Source organism: Deltaproteobacteria bacterium (assembly GCA_029210625.1).
GTDB lineage: Bacteria > Myxococcota > Myxococcia > SLRQ01 > SLRQ01 > JARGFU01.
In genome coordinates, this window is record JARGFU010000012.1 from 1 (window position 1) to 12874 (window position 12874).

At 69.6% G+C, this 12874-nt stretch carries 13 protein-coding genes; 2 read left to right on the forward strand and 11 right to left on the reverse strand.

The features are described from left to right. Positions 1 to 9: 9 nt before the first annotated feature. From P1V51_12520 to P1V51_12565, 10 genes are all read right to left on the reverse strand, one after another. Positions 10 to 1362 (reverse strand): transposase, encoded by a 1353-nt coding sequence (locus tag P1V51_12520; protein MDF1563864.1) that lies wholly within the window; start codon positions 1360 to 1362, stop codon positions 10 to 12. A 134-nt stretch (positions 1363 to 1496) separates the two neighbouring features. Further along, positions 1497 to 1841 carry a type II toxin-antitoxin system PemK/MazF family toxin gene (locus P1V51_12525; GenBank protein MDF1563865.1) on the reverse strand — a complete coding sequence of 115 codons (345 nt, stop codon included), beginning with the start codon at positions 1839 to 1841 and terminating at the stop codon, positions 1497 to 1499. Then, positions 1835 to 2095 carry a hypothetical protein gene (locus P1V51_12530; GenBank protein ID MDF1563866.1) on the reverse strand — a complete coding sequence of 87 codons (261 nt, stop codon included), beginning with the start codon at positions 2093 to 2095 and terminating at the stop codon, positions 1835 to 1837. Before P1V51_12530 ends, P1V51_12525 begins: the two co-directional genes overlap by 7 nt. Positions 2096 to 2136: 41 nt before the next feature. Then, complete coding sequence (locus tag P1V51_12535; GenBank protein MDF1563867.1) at positions 2137 to 3027, reverse strand: 1,4-dihydroxy-2-naphthoyl-CoA synthase; 891 nt, start codon at positions 3025 to 3027, stop codon at positions 2137 to 2139. Positions 3028 to 3077: 50 nt separating this feature from the next. Then, a complete protein-coding gene (locus P1V51_12540) occupies positions 3078 to 5171 on the reverse strand; it encodes a TonB-dependent receptor (protein ID MDF1563868.1) in 2094 nt (697 codons plus the stop codon). Between the two features lie 9 nt (positions 5172 to 5180). Beyond that, complete coding sequence (locus tag P1V51_12545) at positions 5181 to 5720, reverse strand: YfiR/HmsC family protein (GenBank protein ID MDF1563869.1); 540 nt, start codon at positions 5718 to 5720, stop codon at positions 5181 to 5183. Positions 5721 to 5885: 165 nt separating this feature from the next. Next, positions 5886 to 6089, reverse strand: a complete 204-nt coding sequence (locus tag P1V51_12550) for a SlyX family protein (GenBank protein MDF1563870.1) — start codon at positions 6087 to 6089, stop codon at positions 5886 to 5888. An 11-nt stretch (positions 6090 to 6100) separates the two neighbouring features. Next, positions 6101 to 6883 carry a hypothetical protein gene (locus P1V51_12555; GenBank protein MDF1563871.1) on the reverse strand — a complete coding sequence of 261 codons (783 nt, stop codon included), beginning with the start codon at positions 6881 to 6883 and terminating at the stop codon, positions 6101 to 6103. Between the two features lie 37 nt (positions 6884 to 6920). Continuing rightward, positions 6921 to 7952: a beta-eliminating lyase-related protein gene (locus P1V51_12560; protein ID MDF1563872.1), complete on the reverse strand. Its 1032-nt coding sequence runs from the start codon at positions 7950 to 7952 to the stop codon at positions 6921 to 6923. A 15-nt stretch (positions 7953 to 7967) separates the two neighbouring features. Next, positions 7968 to 8897 carry a cation diffusion facilitator family transporter gene (locus P1V51_12565; protein ID MDF1563873.1) on the reverse strand — a complete coding sequence of 310 codons (930 nt, stop codon included), beginning with the start codon at positions 8895 to 8897 and terminating at the stop codon, positions 7968 to 7970. A 124-nt stretch (positions 8898 to 9021) separates the two neighbouring features. Between P1V51_12565 and P1V51_12570 the strand changes: the two genes are divergently transcribed. Both P1V51_12570 and P1V51_12575 read left to right on the forward strand, forming a co-directional pair. Continuing rightward, entirely contained in the window at positions 9022 to 10164 is a 1143-nt protein-coding gene (locus P1V51_12570) for an N-acetyltransferase (protein ID MDF1563874.1), read from the forward strand. An 11-nt stretch (positions 10165 to 10175) separates the two neighbouring features. Further along, on the forward strand, positions 10176 to 10994 hold the full coding sequence (locus tag P1V51_12575) for a hypothetical protein (protein ID MDF1563875.1): 819 nt from the start codon (positions 10176 to 10178) through the stop codon (positions 10992 to 10994). A 70-nt stretch (positions 10995 to 11064) separates the two neighbouring features. On the opposite strand, the gene P1V51_12580 is transcribed toward P1V51_12575, so the two are convergent. Next, positions 11065 to 12873: a proprotein convertase P-domain-containing protein gene (locus tag P1V51_12580; GenBank protein MDF1563876.1), complete on the reverse strand. Its 1809-nt coding sequence runs from the start codon at positions 12871 to 12873 to the stop codon at positions 11065 to 11067. Position 12874 lies beyond the last annotated feature (1 nt).

A 12874-nucleotide genomic window follows, 5' to 3' on the forward strand; every position in this document is an offset into this window, starting at 1 on the left:
TCTAGGTGTTCACGTTCGGCCGATCTGGGTGTTCACGATCGACCGAAATCCGCAGTCCGCCTGGAAGACGCGCTTCAGCAACTCGGCCCAGGGGATCCGGCGGGGGCGGACCTCGACGTTAGTCTCGATCCCCTTCCAGTGGGCCCCACCACCCTCGGGCAGCGCCTTCAAGGGGAGCGGCGGGTACCCGGGAGGCGAGGGGGCCCGGTAGGGAAGCTCGGCCGTGGCCTTCGCCGCCAGGAGGGCGAGGGCTGGCCGGTGCTTCGAGTTCGGGGCGAAGACGCCGTGGTAGCGCACCAGGTTCTGGCCCTTCGGGGGGACCAGGTTGGCCAGGCGGCCCATCAGCTCCAGAGGATCGAGGAGGAGGTGCGTGCGGCCGTCCGCCAGCGGCTTGCGCAGCCGGTAGTAGAGCTCGCCCTTCGGGCCCTCGTCCAGGCGCCCCTCCGCGAAGGGCGGACGCAGCCCGTAGCGCAGGATGCGCTCGAGGCCCTCGCGGTCGTACGACTCGACCGCCACCCCGGCATGCAGGCTGTAGCCGAGGTGGAAGGCGGAGAGGCCCTTGCGCTCGGGAGGCTCGTCGCCGGGTGCGAAGACCACGAGCTGCTCGCCGATGGCTCGTCCCAGGACGTGACGTTCAGGATCGAGCTCGTCCTCGAGCTGCGGCTCCCAGGCGCCGAGGTCCCGCAGCTTCTTGCCGATCTTCCGCCAGAGCTTCGACACCAGCACATCGAGGTCCTCGATCGTGGGGGGCCAGAGGCTGTGGAAGACGAGAGGCCCGGTGTCGGTCTCGCGGAAGAAGACTCCATCGGGGAGGAAGCTGTGGAAGTGGAGATTCAAGTTGAGGGCATCACCGAAGCGCTGGATGCAGGTGACGGCGCCGCAGAGGGGGGCCTTCACGCCCTGCGCCCGGGCCCGCTTGCGGTGCCAGGTGTAGAGCGTCCGCAGATAGACGTCGTGGACCGGTGAGACCAGCTCCTTGCGGGTCACCAGGAGGTAGCGGACCCGCCTGGGCAGAGAGAGGACCCACTGGCGGTAGGGCGCAGGGGGCAGCACCCGGTCGACGAGATGGGCGGCGGTCTCGTACATCCGGCGGCCGTTGCAGCTGGGGCAGAGCCGGCCCTTGCACGAGAAGGGCAGGAGCTTGTCGTGGCCGCAGTCGGCGCAGCGCAGGCGGGTGAAGCCGTTGGCGAGGATTCCGCACTCGAGGAAGTCCTCGAAGGCCTGGAGGACGTGGAAGGGCAGGTCCGGGCGCCGCTCCCGGAAGGCCGCGAGGTGAGTGCGCACCACGCGGTGGAGGAGGCCGAGGGCCGGGGCGCGGGGGCGGTAGGGGCGCTCCGGTGCGGTGGAGAGAACGCCGGGCAAGGGGCGGCGGGCGCTTCATGGCGCGTGCCGCTTCGGTGAACCTCGTCCTTTCGGGGGGTTCGGTTGACCGGCGCCGGTCAGACGGTCCGGCGCTTGGACCTAGGGTCCAAGATCAGGCCCTCTCCTGATTCTCTCTATCGGTCCAACAGCACGTCGATGCCGGCGAAGACCAGCTCGAGCTTCCGGCGGGGAATCCTTCCGGTGCGATCCTCGAGATCGTCGCGGTCGAGGGTCATCAGCTGGGTGGTGTTCGCGACCGAGTCGCGGGAGAGCCCTGTGTCCCGCCGGGAGAGAACGACGCTGCCCGGCGCAGCCGACCACTTCTGGTTGCTGGTGAGGGCCACGCAGACGACGGTGGAGAGCCGGCTGGCGTTGTAGGGGTTTCCCTGGATCACCAGCACCGGCCGCCGGAAGGCCGGCTCCGAGCCGCGCGGTTCACCGAGGTCGGCCCACCAGACCTCGCCCTGGGAGATCACCACTCGCCCTCCTCCTCCCGCACCACCGAGCGGGCCGCTCGACGGAGAAACGCCCTCGAGTTGGTGTAGCGCCTCTCCCCGGAGGGGAGCTCCTCGAGGACCTCATCGAGCTGGGCGGTCACCGAGTCGGCCTGCCGCCGCGCGATGTACTCGGCCAGGGCCTCCGCGTAGAGCTGGCTTCGGGACTTCGAGAGGCGCTTCGCCAAACGATCGGCGTCGGCGAAGACCTCATCCGGGATGGACACGGCGGTCTTCATGTCCCCAGTATAACCCCGGGTATGACCATCCTCAAGGCGGCTCAGTAGTGCCAGGGGAACTTCGAGAAGTCCTGGGGCCGCTTCTCGAGGAAGGCGTCCCGCCCCTCCTGCGCCTCGTCGTTGCCGTAGGCCAGCCGGGTCGCCTCGCCTGCGAAGATCTGCTGGCCGACGAGCCCGTCGTCGACGAGGTTGAAGGCGAACTTCAGCATCCGCTGGGCGGTAGGGCTCTTGGCGTTGATCTCGGAGGCCCACTGCAGCGCCGTGGCCTCGAGCTCGGCGTGGGGCACGCTGGCGTTGACCATGCCCATCTGGAACGCGTCGTCGGCGCTGTAGTCGCGGCCCAGGAAGAAGATCTCCCGGGCCCGCTTCTGCCCGACCATCCGGGCCAGGTAGGCGCTACCGTAGCCCGCGTCGAAGCTGGCGACGTCGGCGTCGGTCTGCTTGAAGACCGCGTGCTCCTTGCTGGCCAGGGTCAGATCGCAGACGACGTGCAGGGAGTGCCCGCCGCCCACGGCCCAGCCCGGCACCACGCAGATGACCACCTTGGGCATGAAGCGGATCAGGCGCTGCACCTCGAGGATGTGGAGGCGCCCGAGGCGGGCCGGATCGATCTCGACCCCCTCGGCGTACTTGTAGCCGTCCTTGCCGCGGATGCGCTGGTCACCGCCGCTGCAGAAGGCCCAGCCGCCGTCCTTGGGGCTCGGGCCGTTGCCCGTGAGCAGCACCGTGCCCACGTCGGACCACTGCCGCGCGTGTTCGAGGGCCGTGAAGAGCTCGTCCACCGTCTGGGGGCGGAAGGCGTTGCGCACCTCGGGGCGGTCGAAGGCGATGCGCACCGTGCCCTGCTTCACGGCCCGGTGGTAGGTGATGTCGGTGAAGTCGAAGCCCTCCACCGGGCGCCAGGCGGACGAATCGAAGATCTCGGAAATCATGGGCGGAAGGTATCCGCCGCGGGAGCCCGGCACGCAAGACCGGGCAGCACCTAGTCGAAGCGGAGGGTGTAGCCGATCTTGCCCACGAACTCCCGCGTCGGCGCGGGATAGGGCGCGTGGTAGCCGTCGTAGGGCTGGACGTAGCGGTAGCCGCTGCCGAGGAGGTCGTAGGCCCCCACCCCGACCTCGAGGCCCTCGACCCCCGGGATGGCGTAGCGCGCGTAGAGGTTCAGGAGCAGGGTCGGGTCCTCACGGCCGAGGACCAGCTCGTCGCTGGCGTCCACCGAGGTGTAGGCGAAGCGCTCGCTCATGAAGATCAGCGAGGCCGAGACGTTCAGCCCCTCGATCGGGGTGACCCGGGCGAGCAGCGTGACCTTGTGCTGCGGGAAGCCCAGCAGCGGGCCCTTCTCGCCGTCGACTGCGTAGGAGGCGACCTCGTTCTTCCCGGCCTCGGCGTAGAACGAGTAGGTCAGGTGAGCCTTGACCACGGGGTGCTGGAAGCGCAGCTCGGCCTCCACGCCGCGCGAGCCGGTCTGGCCCTGGTTGGCGTAGAACTCCTCGTCTCGATCGAAGTCGTAGTAGTAGACGATCGGATCCTGGAGGGTGGTGTCGAAGAGGTTGATGCCGGCGTAGAGCTGCTGGGTGATGCGGTAGCCGGTCTCGAGCTCGAAGACGGTCGCCTTCTCGGGGTCGATGCCCCAGGCGATCTCCTCGTCCGGCGTGGTCGGGGTGGGCAGCTCGGTCACGCCGAGCTCGAACTGCTGCACCGCCGGGGTGCGGAAGGACTGGGCCGCCTGGAACTTGATGTGCCAGGGGCCGACGACCTTGTTGAGGCCCAGGCGGGGTACCAGGGAGGCCCGCGTGGCACTGTGGTTCTCGTAGCGGACGCCCGCGGCGACGTTGACCCAGGGGTTGTCCCAGAGGATCTGCCCGAAGCCAGCCACCGAGAAGTAGGTGACCTCCTCGCCATCGCCGAAGAGGTTGAGCCCGTCGGGGCCCGGCGAGTTGGCGATGGCCTGGTCGAAGAGCCCCTGGACGCCGAGCATCAGGTTGAGCCCCTCGCGCAGGTCGTAGGCAGCCGTCACCCCCCCGGACCAGGTGGTGTAGGTCTGGTCGATGAAGGTGTAGGCGGCGCTCGCATAGACATCGAGATCGAGCTCCTCGGGCTGGTACCAGGGCCGGACCCGCTTGAACTGGAACTGCGGCGTGATCACCATCCGGCCCTCGAGCAGGCGCCAATCGTAGCTGACCCCGGCGTAGTGGCCGGTCAGGTCGTTGTGCAGAGCCTCGGGGGCGAGCTCGTCGCCGAAGCCGATCCGGTTGGTGGTCCGGTAGCCGTCCAGGATGTAGCGCAGCTTCAGGCCCTTGTAGGTGAGGCCGAGGTTGACCATCGCCGGATCGAGGGCCGAGTTGACCGGGTCCATCTCGTAGCTCTCACCGTAGAAGGTCTCGACGGTGCCGTTGCTGCGGGTGCCCTGCCCCAGGTAGGCGGAGAGGCTGACGCCCAGCTCCCCGAACTTCTCGGCGGCGGTCAGGGAGAGGGTGCGGCGGCCGAAGCTGCGCTCCATCAGGCCGTAGTGGCCGGTCAGGGAGATCCCGCGGAAGTCGTCGGCGGAGCGGGTCACGACGTTGATGACGCCGAGCTCGGCGAAGCCACCGTACACCACGGATCCGGGACCCCGGATGATCTCGATGCGCTCGATGGCCTCGATGGGGTAGTGGTTGCCGAGGAAGAGGTTGGCGTAGGCCCGCTCGTTCATCTCGAGACCATCGAGCAGGAGGAGCACCTTGCCCTCGAAGCCCCAGGTGCCGCGGAAGCCGAGGCCCACGACCCCCTCCACGTCGGTGCCCGGGGAGAAGCCGGGGACCAGCTGCATCACGTCGATCAGATCGCGGGCGCCGGCGTCGAGGAGCTCCTCCCGGGTGATGACCGTGATCACCCCGGGGGACTCCCGGGCGCTCTTGGCGAGCTTGGTCGCCACCGTCACCTGGAGGTCGAGGAGGTTCTCGAGGGACATCGCCATGTACTCATCGATGGCCTCCTCGGGGGGCGGCTCCTCCTGGGCCCGGAGCCCGGAGGGAGCGGCGAGTGACGAGATGGCGAGGGCGAGGATCCAGGCCCGGGGGCGAGTGAGGGTCATCATATTCCCCTATCAGTGGACGATACGGGCCAGGCGCAGCAGCTGGGAGGAGAAGGTGTGGGTCTCGTTGCTGGCGCGGCGGAGGTTCAAGACGATCTTGGGGCGGCCGCCGTGGCCCAGCTCCACGCCGACGGCGACCTGCCCGCCCTCGACCGGATCGGAGCTGCCCGCGATCGAGAGGACACCGTTGGAGGCGACGAGTCCGCTCACCTCCGCGGCGTCGACACCGCTCATGACGTAGACGACGTCCGCTCCGGAGACCTTGCTGCGCAGGCTCGTGGTGGAGACGGCCTGGGCGCGGACCCCCGCCCGGGAGAAGGCGGTGGTCACCTGGTAGGCCTGCGAGAGCTGCCCGGGGGCGTGGACGATGAGGAGCTCGAGGTCGTCGCCCTTGCTGGCCAGCTTCTGGTTCAGCTTGAAGATCTTGGTGAAGAGCGCGGCCTGCAGGTTGAGCGGAACCTCGGCGGCCTGGCTCGGCCGGGGCGCGAGCAGCAGGCCGAGCAGCGCGAGGACCGCGACTCGTGCCAGGTGGGATGGGGTGAGGACTCTCATCGAGCCCAGACATAAGCAACTTCCGGGCCAGGGCTGGATCTGCCGAAAACAGGGCCTCATCGGCTGATTGGGGCCAACGGCCCCGTTCCGGATCCCGTGATCCGGATCTCGAAAGCACGACGCGCACCCGGTCCGGCCTGCGCCCGGCGGCCCGGGGGGGATCCCCTAGTAGTGTGGGGGTGGCGACTCGTCGGCCTCGTCCTTCACCGGGCTGACCGGGATCGCGCCGAGCTTCTCCTCGACGGCGTGAAGGCGCCGCTCCAGCTCGACGATGACCCTTCCCTGCTCGAGGAGATCGGCGGAGAGGCGCTCGAGGGTCTGCTCCTGGAAGCCGACCAGGGTCTCCAGCTCGGTGATTCGTTCTTCCATGGTCATCACTCCTAGAGCGGCTCGCAGAGCCCGCGGATCGTGTTGCAGATCATCGTGGCCGGCGGGCAGGGATCGTTGTCGAGATCGCAGAGCTCGCTGCAGAGCCCGCCGAGGCAGCGGCCGAAGGCGCAGTCCACGTGGCTGGCGCAGACCTCGCCCACGCCGAGCGTCCCGCGGGCACCCACGGTGCAGCAGAGCAGCTCGTCGGCAGGATCGCCCCGCACGTCCTCGCATCGCGTCGAGGCGCTGCAGTTGTCGTTGTAGAAGCAGACGGCGAGGGAGACCTCGTCGCAGCTCTGGATCGGCACGGTGGTGTCCATCGGCACGCACCAGTGGAAGACGTCGCTGCAGAACATCCGGGAGGGGCAGTCGAGGTCGACCAGGCACTCGCCGGAGCAGAAGGCCTGGCCGTCGTCCCTCGGGATGCAGAGGCCGAAGGCGCACTCGCCGTGCTCGGTGCAGGGCTCGTTCACCTGACCGCTGCCGGGGGTCCCGGGGGCGCAGCAGCGATCGTCGGGCACCGTGCTGTCGGTGGCGCAGATCTCGCCGGCGCCGCAGTCGAGGTTGGAGAGGCAGAAGGCCGCGTCGGGATCGGCGCAGGAGACAGTGCCGCCGCCGTCGATGCTCCCGCCGTCGCGATCCCCGGCGTCGGTGGCGCCGCCGTCCGCCCCGCCCCCTCCGTCCTGGATGTCCCCCGCGTCGGAGCCTCCGCCGTCGGGCACGCCGCCGCCCTCCGGACAGGCGACGAGGAGGAGGAGCGAGGACAGGAAGACGATCGAGCTGAGCGTGCGCATGAGGATCTCTCGGGGGGTTGCGGGGCCTGGGCCGGCCTCAGCCGTCCAGCGCCGCGCAGAGGGCGCCGGTCTCGGCGTCGGTGGTGGCGTGGGAGAAGACGAAGCGCGCCAGGTCCTCCCGGCCGGGCCAGCGGTGGAACTCCATCCCGGCGGCCTCGAGCCGCTCGAAGCCCGCCGGGTTCCAGATCACGAAGACCTCGTTGGCCTCGACCGGGTAGGCCAGCCGGGCCTCGCCGTGCGTCGAGACGGTCCGGGCGAAGGCGCTCGCCTGCCCGTTCGCCCGGGCGGCGAGCTCCAGCCAGCGCCCCCCCTCGAGGTAGGCCAGGAGCTGGGCCGAGGGGTAGCGCATCTTCGAGAAGAGGTGACCGCCGCGCTTGCGCAGCCGCTCGACCCGCTCGCGCAGCTCGGGCCGGTCGAAGATCACCAGGGCCTCGGCGGCCAGGCAGCCGTTCTTGCTGGCGCCGAAGGAGAGCAGGTCGATCCCCGCGCGCCAGGTGAGGTCGGCCGGCGCGCAGCCGAGGTGGGCCACGGCGTTCGCGAAGCGCGCGCCGTCGAGGTGGGTGCCCATCCCTCGCTCCCGGGCCAGGGCGGTGAGGGCCGCCAGCTCCCCGGGACGGTAGACGGTCCCGCACTCGGTGCTCTGGGTCAGGCTGAGGGCCGCCGGCGCATAGCTGTGCACCCCGTGGCCGGTGTTGGCCCGCAGCGCCGCCTCCAGGGCCTCGGGCTGGAGCTTTCCCCCGGGCCCCTCGACCGGGACGATCCGCAGGCCCTGGCCGTAGAACTCGGGCGCGCCGCCCTCGTCACCGTGGATGTGCGCCTCGCGGTGGCAGTAGACCGAGCCCCAGGGCGGACAGAGGGCCGCCAGGGCGATGCTGTTGGCCGCGGTGCCGGTGCCCAGGGGCACCACCGTGGTCTCGCACTCGAAGAGGGCGCCGAAGGCCTCCTCGAGGGCCGCCGTCCAGTCGTCCTCGCCATAGGCCCAGGCGGACCCGGTGTTGGCCGCGACCAGGGCCTCCAGGATCGCCTCGGCGGCCGGGGACTCGTTGTCGCTCCGGAAGTTGATGGACATCGTGGATTCCGGGTTTCAGGGTGGCCGGGCGATGATGCGCAGCGACTCGGGCTCGACGTGACAGATGACCTCGGCCTGGCCGAGCCCGTCCACGATCACCGCCTCGACGTGATCCGCGAGCCCGTGCCCCTCGGCGACGGTGGTGTCGTCGGGGACGTAGAGGACGAAGTCCACGTGGTGGAGCGCGCCCTGGTGGCGGGCCCGCAGGCGAGCCCAGCCGCGGAAGAGGGGGTGGTCGACCGCCTGGAGGAGCCGCGAGACCTTCGCCAGGTCGTCGGGATCCGCCGTGTCCATGATGCCCTTCACCGCCTCCCGGAAGAGCCCGGCGCCGATCCGCAGGATGTTCAGCGCCGCCAGGATGGCGATGACCGGATCGAGCCAGCCGAAGGAGGTGAGCCAGACCGCCACCAGGGCCACCACGCTGGCGCCCGAGGTCCAGACGTCGGTGAGCAGGTGCTTCCCGTCGGCCACCAGGGTGAGGGAGCCGGTGCGCTTGCCCACCCGGATCAGGTAGAGGCCCAGGAGCAGGTTCACCACCGCGGCGCCGGTGATCAGGATCAGGCCCAGCCCGATGCGCTGCAGCTCGCCGCCGACGATCAGCCGATCGATGGACTCGTGGAGGATCAGCCCCCCGGCGAGGAAGATCAGCCCGCCCTCGAAGCCCGCCGAGAGGAACTCGACCTTGCCGTGGCCGTAGGGGTGATCGAGGTCCGGGGGCTTGTCCGAGAGGTAGACCGAGTAGAGGGCGAAGCCCGCGGCCGCGACGTTCACGATGCCCTCGAGGGCGTCCGAGAGCACCGCCGCAGAGCCGGTGAGGCGCCAGGCCACCAGCTTGGTGATCAGCAGGGCGACGCCCACGACCAGGGAGGCCAGGGCCGCGACCAGCCGCCCCCGCTTGTCGGTCGGCGGGCTCGGGTGCTCGTGGGGGGCGGGCTCGGAGGGCATGACCCGCGCAGTGTCGCCAATGGACCCCGGGGCCGCAAGGCGCCGCGCCGCCGGGACCTTGACCCTTCCGGGAGGATGCCGCAGAACGCCCGGACACCCCTCGCCGGGGGTGGAGGAGGGTCCGATGGCCGCCAACAACCTGGAAGTCCGCCCGGTCCGCACGAGCGCCGAGCGCCGCGCCTTCATCAAGTTCCCCTGGAAGGTCCTCGAGGGCGATCCGGCCTGGGTCCCGCCCCTGGTGATGGACCGCAAGGACTTCCTCGACCGCAAGAAGCACCCCTTCTATCTCCACGGTGACGCCGAGCTCTTCCTGGCCTGGCGGGGCGACGAGGTGGTCGGCCGGATCATGGCCAGCGACGACCCCCGCTACAACGAGGTCCACGAGACCAACCAGGTGGGCGCCGGGATGTTCGACGCCATCGACGACGTGGGGGTCGCCGGCGCCCTCTTCGACGCCGTCGCGGCCTGGGGCAAGGCGAAGGGCCGCGACACCGTGCTCGGCCCGCTGGACTACTCCTCGAACTACAACTGGGGCCTGCTGATCGACGGCTTCGACACCCCGCCCCGGGTGATGATGCCCCACAACCCTCCCTACTATCAGCGCCTCTTCGAGGAGACCGGCTTCGAGAAGGTGAAGGACCTCTGGGCCTGGTGGCTCACGAAGGAGCAGGAGCCCCCCGAGCGCTGGCGCAAGCTCGCCGAGCGGATGGCCAAGCGCGGCGGCGTCACCATCCGCTCCGCGAACCTGAAGGACTACGAGAACGAGGTGCAGCACCTCATGCACATCTACAACGAGGCCTGGGAGGACAACTGGGGCTTCGTGAAGATGACCGAGCCGGAGTTCGAGCACCTCGCCAAGGAGATGAAGCTCCTCATCGACACCAACCTGCTGCTCTTCGCCGAGGTCGAGGGCAAGCCGGTGGGCTTCTCCCTGGCCCTGCCCGACATCAACGAGGTGCTGCGCCACCTCCCCGACGGCAAGCTCACCACCTTCGGGCTGCCCATCGGGCTGGGCAAGCTGCTCTATTACAAGAACAAGATCCGGACGATCCGCCTCATCACCCTCGGCATCCTCCCGGGCTACCGCCGGCGGGGCATCACCGAGCAGCTGATCCTGCGGACCTACGACGTGGGCTCGGCCCACGGCTACACCGCCTGCGAGATGGGCTGGACCCTCGAGGACAACGACCTCATCAACCGGCCGATCGAGGCGCTCGGCTCGACGAAGTACAAGACGATGCGGGTCTACCAGAGGGCGATCGGCTAGGCTCGACGCTCATGCGCCCCCTCCTCGCCCTCCTCTTCCTCGCCCTCCTCGGCACCGGCTGCCCGAAGAAGCCCTCGGCGGAGGAGGCGCGTAGGATCCAGGAGCTCTGGGCCCGCTCCAAGATCGACGCCGCCCGCTTCGAGGCGCTGATCCTCAACCGCGGCGCCTATCAGGGCGACCTCGATCACAAGTACCCGAAGATCTGGGCGGGGCTGGAGATCGATCGCCAGATCCCGGAGAAGCCCGACGCCGGGGCCCTGCGCCAGCGGCTCGAGGACCAGGCCATCCAGATGGGGCTCACCCCGAGGCTCGAGGTGAAGAAGGTGGCGGCGCCGGTCCCCACCCTACCGGCCCGGGTCGGCCCGGACGAGCCGGTCGCCTGGCCCGAGGCCGCCCTCCTGCGCGAGGAGCACCTCACCCTCGTCCTCGAGCCGGCCGACCTCGGCAAGGCCGAGGCCTGGTTCGAGCAAAGGGGCCACCTCGGCCGCCGGCTCTTCGTGCGCTCCGTGAAGCTCGGGGGCGGCAGCGTGCGGATCGAGGCCACCGCCTACAGCTTCCGCGACGACCTCCCCCTGCCCGTCCGCACCCAGCCCCCCTTCGACTTCGCCGCCCTCCTCGCCGAGGCCGGCCTCCCGGCCTCCCTGGTCGAGCAGAGCCCGAAGCTGCAGGAGGTGAAGGCCCGCTACGAGGAGCTCGAGGCGCAGCGCCCCCGGATCGACGAGGCCCTCGCGCTGCGGACCCGGGCCGAGTGGATGGACGCCCGCTACGGCGCCTTCCTGAAGGTGGTCGAGCGCTGCGACCAGCAGCGCTGGCTCGAGGTCCTGAAGTAGGAACCAAAGGAGAGGCCCGCCCCGCCGTGGGCGGTAGCGGGCCTCTGGCTCCACGCGAGGGTGCCTGGCGCTACTGGTTGAAGATCAGCTGCCAGCCCTCGAGCTTGCCCACGTCCTGGCCGGCCCGGTCCTTGACCTGGAGGCGCCAGGTGCCCGCGGTGGTGTCACCGATGTAGTGGGGCACGTCGATGGGATCCTTGAGATCGTCGGCCGAGCCGCCCTCACCCTTGCGCTTGATGGTCTTCCAGCGCCGGCCCTTGCGCAGGGTGATCTCGAGATCGCCCCGGTAGGTGTGGGTGATGTTCGGGACGACCACCAGGCTGGTGATCTCGACGTCCTCGCTGACCTCGATCTCGGAGGTGATGCCCGTGCTGTCGTTGTCCGGGATGTCCTGGGCCTCGGTGGACTGCTTCACGAGCCCACCCGGGGTCGGCGTCGGCGCCACGGTGTGGAACATATTCGGCAGGATCTCGGAGACGATCCGGTCGTAGGGCACGTAGGGGTTCTCGTAGTCCCGCTGCGAGGGGGACTGCCCCTGGGGCTGCCAGGCGAAGTCGGGGTGGTTCTGGTTGCCGATCATCGAGCCGTGCTTCCACTCACCGTCGCCGATGATCTGGGCCTTCTCGTCGCCCAGGGGCCGGGAGAGCCAGAGCTCGTAGGTCAGCGTCCGGATCTCGACCTGGTCGTCGTACTTGCGCCGGATGGCCCACGAGTCGGCGAACTCACCGCGATCGTCGCGGTGGGTGATCTCGGCGACGTTGAGGGCGTTGTGGGGCAGGCCGTCGGTGATCCAGTGGAAGGTCGTGGTGACCAGGACCGGATAGACGTCCTTCTCCCCGGTGTCCTTCTCGGAGCCGGTGCCGTTGTAGGAGTAGGAGGTCTGCTTCACCTGCCGCTTCATGGCGGTCTCGCCCTCGTAGAGGGGCTCCATCCGGGTCTGGTAGGCCCGCATGGGCTGGTTCCAGACCTGGTCGCCGGTGTAGCGGTCGATGACGAAGGACTTGTCCTTGTTCCCGATCTGGTCGGCCAGGAAGATGTGGAAGGAGGCCGGGGTCAGGTCCTTGTAGGCCACCTCGGTGTCCGCCCAGTCGGTCTTCCCGTCGCTGTTCTTGTCCCAGGGGTCCTCGTTGGCGCGGGAGCCGTGGAAGGAGGAGCGCTGCTCCATCCAGGCCTCGGCCAGGTAGCCCTTCACGTCGGCCGGCGTGAACTCGATGCCACCGACGGTCGTCGCGACGCGGGGCTCCGGGTCCATGATCGCCGCGGCGGACCACGCGTTGCAGTGACCCCACCAGCCGCCGACGCCAGGGACGCCCTGACCGTGGTTCAGGATCTCCCACTCGGTCGCGGTGTCGACGTTCACGGCGGGCAGGCTGTTCTGGAGGTTCTTGATCTCCTCGACCACCTCCAGGTAGCGGATGCCGTCGGGCTGCTCCCGCCAGTTCCCATCCGGATTCGAGGCCATCCACCGGTTGATCTTGGTGATCAGGTCCCGCTTCTCGTTGGTCAGGGGATCGAGGGCCGCGGTCTGGCCCAGGTAGGCCTTCACGTCGGCGCGATCGATCTTGTCGGTGCGCCCGAGCCACTCGTCCAGCTTCTCGGACGGGGAGGTCGCCCGGGTGTCCTCGTAGCAGTCGTCGGCGCCGGAGACGTCCCAGCAGTTCGCGATGCCGTTGTTCTTGTAGGCCCACCAGGAGCCCACCCACGGCACCTTGGAGACCTGCGCGCCGTCGAGGAGCACGCCGCCATCCATCGTCGCCTCGGGGTGCAGCCGGTCCACCCGGGTCTCACCGAAGCGGTCGTTGGCGTTGGCCAGCGACGCCCGGGGGGCGACGAGGGCCGAGAGGAGCAGGGTCGAGAGGAGAATCTTCGTGGTCTTCATG

Coding starts and splice junctions, on each gene's coding strand:
- P1V51_12530 (MDF1563866.1), bottom strand. CDS start 2,095: ATGAAGACCGCCGTGTCCATCCCGGATGAGGTCTTCGCCGACGCCGAT.
- P1V51_12535 (MDF1563867.1), bottom strand. CDS start 3,027: ATGATTTCCGAGATCTTCGATTCGTCCGCCTGGCGCCCGGTGGAGGGC.
- P1V51_12540 (MDF1563868.1), bottom strand. CDS start 5,171: ATGATGACCCTCACTCGCCCCCGGGCCTGGATCCTCGCCCTCGCCATC.
- P1V51_12545 (MDF1563869.1), bottom strand. CDS start 5,720: ATGAGAGTCCTCACCCCATCCCACCTGGCACGAGTCGCGGTCCTCGCG.
- P1V51_12550 (MDF1563870.1), bottom strand. CDS start 6,089: ATGGAAGAACGAATCACCGAGCTGGAGACCCTGGTCGGCTTCCAGGAG.
- P1V51_12555 (MDF1563871.1), bottom strand. CDS start 6,883: ATGCGCACGCTCAGCTCGATCGTCTTCCTGTCCTCGCTCCTCCTCCTC.
- P1V51_12560 (MDF1563872.1), bottom strand. CDS start 7,952: ATGTCCATCAACTTCCGGAGCGACAACGAGTCCCCGGCCGCCGAGGCG.
- P1V51_12565 (MDF1563873.1), bottom strand. CDS start 8,897: ATGCCCTCCGAGCCCGCCCCCCACGAGCACCCGAGCCCGCCGACCGAC.
- P1V51_12570 (MDF1563874.1), top strand. CDS start 9,022: ATGGCCGCCAACAACCTGGAAGTCCGCCCGGTCCGCACGAGCGCCGAG.
- P1V51_12575 (MDF1563875.1), top strand. CDS start 10,176: ATGCGCCCCCTCCTCGCCCTCCTCTTCCTCGCCCTCCTCGGCACCGGC.
- P1V51_12580 (MDF1563876.1), bottom strand. CDS start 12,873: ATGAAGACCACGAAGATTCTCCTCTCGACCCTGCTCCTCTCGGCCCTC.